5 protein-coding genes are annotated in these 5,420 nt (G+C 65.2%); 2 read left to right on the top strand and 3 right to left on the bottom strand.

The window, feature by feature from the left end:
* Both AX735_RS23565 and AX735_RS23560 read left to right on the top strand, forming a co-directional pair.
* Positions 1–414: aquaporin (locus tag AX735_RS23565; RefSeq protein ID WP_202189655.1), on the top strand; the 414-nt coding region annotated here is incomplete at its 5' end.
* Between the two features lie 16 nt (positions 415–430).
* Complete coding sequence (locus AX735_RS23560) at positions 431–1,363, top strand: CPBP family intramembrane glutamic endopeptidase (protein WP_082751292.1); 933 nt, start codon at positions 431–433, stop codon at positions 1,361–1,363.
* Positions 1,364–1,479: 116 nt separating this feature from the next.
* Here the strand turns inward: AX735_RS23560 and AX735_RS23555 are convergent, their stop codons facing one another.
* The 3 genes from AX735_RS23555 to mhpA form a co-directional block, all read right to left on the bottom strand.
* Positions 1,480–3,036 (bottom strand): phospholipase D family protein, encoded by a 1,557-nt coding sequence (locus AX735_RS23555; RefSeq protein ID WP_066285111.1) that lies wholly within the window; start codon positions 3,034–3,036, stop codon positions 1,480–1,482.
* Positions 3,033–3,770 carry an endonuclease/exonuclease/phosphatase family protein gene (locus AX735_RS23550; RefSeq protein WP_066285110.1) on the bottom strand — a complete coding sequence of 246 codons (738 nt, stop codon included), beginning with the start codon at positions 3,768–3,770 and terminating at the stop codon, positions 3,033–3,035. Before AX735_RS23550 ends, AX735_RS23555 begins: the two co-directional genes overlap by 4 nt.
* 204 nt (positions 3,771–3,974) lie before the next feature.
* Positions 3,975–5,420: bifunctional 3-(3-hydroxy-phenyl)propionate/3-hydroxycinnamic acid hydroxylase MhpA (gene mhpA, locus AX735_RS23545; RefSeq protein WP_066285109.1), on the bottom strand; the 1,446-nt coding region annotated here is incomplete at its 5' end.

The following is a 5,420-nucleotide window of genomic DNA, read 5'->3' as shown; positions in this document are numbered from 1 at the left end:
GCGGCGGTGCTGTTCGCCGTTGCGACGGGCAAGCCCGGGTTCGAGCCAGGCGGATTTGCCTCGAATGGCTTTGGCGCGCTTTCGCCGGGCGGCTATGGCCTGCAGGCGGCGCTGCTGATCGAGATCGTCCTCACCGCGGGGTTCCTGATCGTGATCCTGGGGGCCACGTCGAGCGCTGCTCCTTCGGGCTTCGCCCCGGTGGCGATCGGCCTTGCGCTCACGCTCATCCATCTGGTGTCGATCCCGGTGACCAATACCTCGGTCAATCCGGCCCGTTCGACCGGTGCTGCGCTCTTCGCGGAAACCGCCGCGTTGCCGCAACTCTGGCTGTTCTGGGTCGCTCCGCTGGTCGGCGCGGTGTTGGGAGCGCTGATCTGGTCCTTCCTGTTGATGCCGGAAGAGCGCAGAACATGATGGCGGGAGATCCGAAATGAACGACAATGACGCCGTGGTGCCAGTCTGGCTGCGCATCCTCCAGTTTCCGCCGATCCGGCTGTTCCTGCTCGGCTATCCGCTGTTCTATTGCCTCGGCTACAGCAACGCCTTCATGGAGCAGAACAAGGGCAACATCCTCCCCATGATCGTTGCTGCCATGGGCATGGTCGCGCTCGCCATGTGGGTCTATGTCGGCTTCGCCCGGTTTGTCGAGCGCCGAAGCCCCAGCGATCTGGCGCTGGCTCCGGGCATTCGCGAACTGGGCATCGGCATGCTCGTCGGCTCGGGCCTCTACACCGCAGGCGTGCTGGTGCTGCTGGCGATGGGCATCATGCGGATAGAGGGCACCAATCCGGTCTCTGTCATGCTGCCTGCGATCTCGATGGCGATCAGTTCGGGCTTTCTCGAGGAACTGCTGTTTCGCGGCGCGCTGTTCCGGATCGTGGAGGAATGGCTGGGCAGCTGGATTTCGGTGGTGGTCTCCTCGGTGGTGTTCGGCGCGGTCCATCTGATGAACCCGACGGCCACGCTGACCGGCGCGATCTTCATCAGCATCGAGGCAGGGTTGCTGCTCGCGGCAGCCTATATGCTGACCCGGCGGCTCTGGCTCGGCATCGGCTTCCATATTTCGTGGAATTACACCCAGTCGGCGGTGTTCGGCGGGATCGTCTCGGGCGGCGTCGCCGAGCCCGGGCTGTTCAAGACGGTCACCGAAGGGCCAGAGCTGCTCACCGGCGGCAATTTCGGGCTGGAGGCGTCGCTCGTGCCGTGCATCCTGGCTACGACCGCGGGCATCATCCTGGTGGTCAAGGCGGTACGGCGCGGCCATGTGGCCCAACCATTCTGGAGCCGTGCCCGGCCGGACGTAGGCCCCTCCACCCGGCAGGCGGCCCTAGGACAGGCGTCAGCTCTCCCGCCCAGGCTCTGAAGGCCAGCCTGTGAATGGATGTACTGTGGCCGGTCGCAGGCGATCAGAAGCGAAACGCCCAAGTGCGCCGGGCGTCGCCTGAGCCCAGGCGAAATTATTGACGTTTCCGATCAGGATCAAAGCAGCCATTCGATGGGCATCATCTGCCATAGAACCACCTGCATGCGTCGCCAAAGGCTGGTCTCGGGGTCATGGCGGTGTATCGTTATTCCGTCCGCACTTGCTTCGAGCCAGATCATCGCTCCGTCAGGTTCAAGCTGCACTTCATAGGCCCGTTCGCGCAAGGGCTCGCCGAAAATCCGTTCCAGTCGCTGCGCCAGCGCGGGGCTTTCCATCAGGAAACCGAGTTCGGTGTTGATATGCATCGAGCGCGGATCGAAGTTGAACGAGCCGACAAACAGCCTGGCGCCATCGCAGGTAAAGGTCTTGGCGTGCAGCGATGTTCGGCTTGATCGCGGCAGGCTGCCGAGCACGCCGCTGCGCTTGGCAGGGAAGGCGGTGTTCTCGCCCCTCATTTCCCAAAGGCGCACCCCCGCCTCAAGCAATCGCCGCCGATAGCGCGCATAGCCGGCGTGGACCACCGCGACATCGGTGGATGCAAGGGCATTGGTCAGCACATCGAGCTGCACGCCCCGCGCCGCCATTGCCACGAACATGTCTGCGCCCGCCTTGGAAGGCACGAAATAGGCCGAGACCAGGCCCATCTGCTTCTGCGACTGACCGATGATCTCGCCGATCCGCCCCAAAGGTGTCGGGGATCGCGGCTTCCGCCCCAGCGCCTTGGCCGGGTTGTCGCTCAACATCGTCACCGGGACCCATTCATACGCGAGCGAGCCATGGGTCAGGGGATCGGCATAGGACATTTCGTCGACGGCGGCGGCGTAATCCTGGGCGAGGAGGTCCGCCAGCGTCAGGGCTTGCGCACTCGCTGCCAGCCTTTCGAGCGCGCCGGTCGCTGCAGGCGGCAGGATCAATTCACAGGGATAGGATGAAGCGCTGGTCCAGTATCGCGAAAAATCCGCGGCGAGTTCCGGCACGATCGCGCCAATCGCAATCACGTCCAGATCGGCAAATTCGGGCTGATCGCCGGCGCCGAAATACATGTCGCCGATATTGCGTCCGCCGATGATCGTCATCTGGTTGTCCGCCGTGAGGCTCTTGTTGTGCATCCGCCGGTTGAGGCGAAAGAAATCCAGCAGATAACCGAGCGCCTTGGGGCGGCGGATGGTGAACGGGTTGAACAGCCGTACCTCGATATTCGCGTGCGTGTTCAGCGCCGCCAGCTCGTCGTCCAGATCGTCGATGCCATTATCGTCGAGCAACAAGCGCACCGCGACGCCCCGATCGGCGGCCTGGCGCAATTCGTCCAGCAATAGCCGGCCCGAAACGTCGTCGCGCCAGATGTAATATTGCACATCGAGGCACACGTCCGCCGCACGGATCAGCTTGACCCGCGCTGCGAACGATCCCAGCGAATCCGGGAGCAGCTGAATGCCGGAAAGGCCGGGATGCGCTGCCTCGAGCCCGGCAATAGCCCGCCCGATCCGGCTATCGGGTGTGTCGGGCGGCGGAACGGGGGCCGGATCGGATGGGCGATCGGGCAAGGCAAAGACCAGGCGCAAGACCAGCCATGCAGAAATCAGACCGCCCGCGATCAGGCCAAGAATGCTCATGCACCATCCGGCTTGCGCATGACGGGCAGTTTGAGCCTGGCCCAGACCGGCAGATGGTCGGAAGCGGATGCCGCAAGCGCGCTGCGATGCACGGCTGCATCCTCGACCGTCAGTTCGGGCGACGCGAACATCCGGTCAAGATGCGCCACCGGCCAGCGCGCCGGAAAGCTTGGACCGGGCCGGACATGTTCGAAATTGCGCGCAAGATGCTGGAAACCTGCGGGCAAGCCGCGCCATTCGTTGAAATCGCCCGCAATCAGCGTCGGCAGGGGCTGGTCCTGCCCTTCGACATGATGGCCGAGAGCCCTGATCTGTCGCGGCCGCCAAAGGCCCGAGAGGTCAAGATGCGCGCCCACGATACGCAGCGGCTGGCTGCCGATCGCAAGGTCGGCGAGGACCGCCCCGCGCGGCTCGAGCATCGGCAGCTTCAGACGCGCACCGCGGATTATGTCGATCCGCGGCGACACCAGTATCGCATTGCCATGCCAGCCAATTCCGTTGCGGCTGGTCGCGACCGGCACCACCTGCCACCCGGCCTCCTCGACCAGGCCGGCGGGCAATGCACTGGGACGTTCGCCAAGACGGCGATCGGCCTCCTGGAGCACGGCGATATCTGCGCCGGTTTCAGCCAGGACGCGCATGATGCGCTCCGGATTGTGCCTGCGATCTGTGCCCACGGCCTTGCGGATGTTGTAGCTGGCGACCTTGACGGTCTCGGATGGGTCGGCGGTCATAGAGGAGTTCGGCTCCAGGCAAGGTCAGGATGGTCAGCCCCGCAAGACGTGGTCCTTGCTGGCAGACATACCGGCTTGGGCGACGCGACGATAGATGCCAGGCCGAAAAACGATCGCGCTGTCAGTGGCAGATGCAATGCGACGGCGTTCCCCGATTGGACCATTGCCGCCAATTTTCGTGCGCTTCGCGCTTTTCCGGCTCGTTCAAGCGGCCCGCAGCGCGGTGTGCCACTGTTGCTTTAGTTCGTAGGCATCGCCTGCCCCGAACACATAACGATCCGGCCGGATCAGCACCGCATCGGCCCGATGGCTGTCGAGCCATTCACGCAAGACATCCGCGAAGGGGGCGAGTGGCTCTTCTGCCAGCGCGCTGCGGCTGATGAGTGCCATGTCCGGGCCCAGAACATCGTCGAGGCGAGCGCCGTTGCTCGCAATGGCTTGCGGGAAGTAACTGCCCGCCGCCGATGCGCCGCTCATGATGGCGCCCGTTGCCAGCGGTGGATAGGCTGGCGGTGCATCGGGGAGCTTGCCGAGCATCCGGGCCAGGCCGAGCTTGGCATCGCGCACGACCGCGCCGACCCGGCTGGTCGTGCACACCATGCGGCCCATCATGATCGCCATGTCGATCGTCGCGCGCAGGTTCGGCGCGCGTTCGGGCTGGTAGGTGTCGAGCAGCGTCGCATAGGCCCCGCCCTTCACTGATTCGGCCAGCTTCCATGCAAGGTTGGCCGCGTCGCGCAGCCCCGAACACAGGCCCTGGCCGGCGAATGGCGGGGTCTGGTGGGCGGCGTCTCCGGCGAGGAGAACGCGTTCCTTGCGCCATTGTTCGGCGATGCGGGCCCGAAACGTATAAACGGCCGTCCGCTCGGTCCTGACAGCGCCTGCCACATTCCACGGCGTAAGAAGACGCTCCACCGAAGCAGGGGTGCTGATCGCCTCGGCGCTCTCGCCGGGCAGGATCATGAACTCCCAGCGGTGGCGGCCTTCGCCCATGAGGACGCAGGTCGTGGGACGCGCGGGATCGCAGATCTGGAGATTGGCGGCTGGCAGGCGCGATGGATCGTCGACCAGGACGTCCACGACGAGCCAGGGCTCCTCGAAGCCCAGATCCTCGAAGGCGATGGCGCAGGCCTTCCTGACCGGACTGCGTGCTCCGTCAGCCCCCACAAGCCAGCGCGCGCGCACGGAGCATTCGCCTTGCGGCGTTGCAAAACGGGCGGTGACCCCCTCAATGTCCTGTGCGAAGCCGACCATCTCCCACCCCCTGCGCAGCGCATCGGGCGCACGTTCGGCGAGCGAGGCGCGGAGCGCGGCTTCGACCGAGGGCTGGTGAATCATGTTGGCCACCGGCCATCCGCCCGGGCCGATCCGGTCAGCCCCGTCGAAGCAGAGCAGCACCTTGCCGTTCGCGTTGCGGAATTCGTAGCGGCTGGTGTGGCGGCTGGTCGCCATGACCGCCTCGGCCGCGCCCGCCTCCTGCAGGATGCGCATCCCCTCATGGTCGATATGCGCCGCACGGGGGAGGGGGAAGATGCCCGTCTCCTTCTCGGCAACGATCACCGATATGCCGCGCCCTGCCAGAAGCGAGGCGAGCGTCACTCCGGTCGGCCCGCCGCCGACAATCAGCACGTCACAATCGAAATCGTCCAT

This window comes from Blastomonas sp. CCH1-A6 (genome assembly GCF_001556365.1).
GTDB lineage: Bacteria > Pseudomonadota > Alphaproteobacteria > Sphingomonadales > Sphingomonadaceae > Blastomonas > Blastomonas ursincola.
The sequence above is the reverse complement of the archived record's forward strand: the minus strand, read 5'-3'. Positions and strand labels throughout refer to the sequence as shown.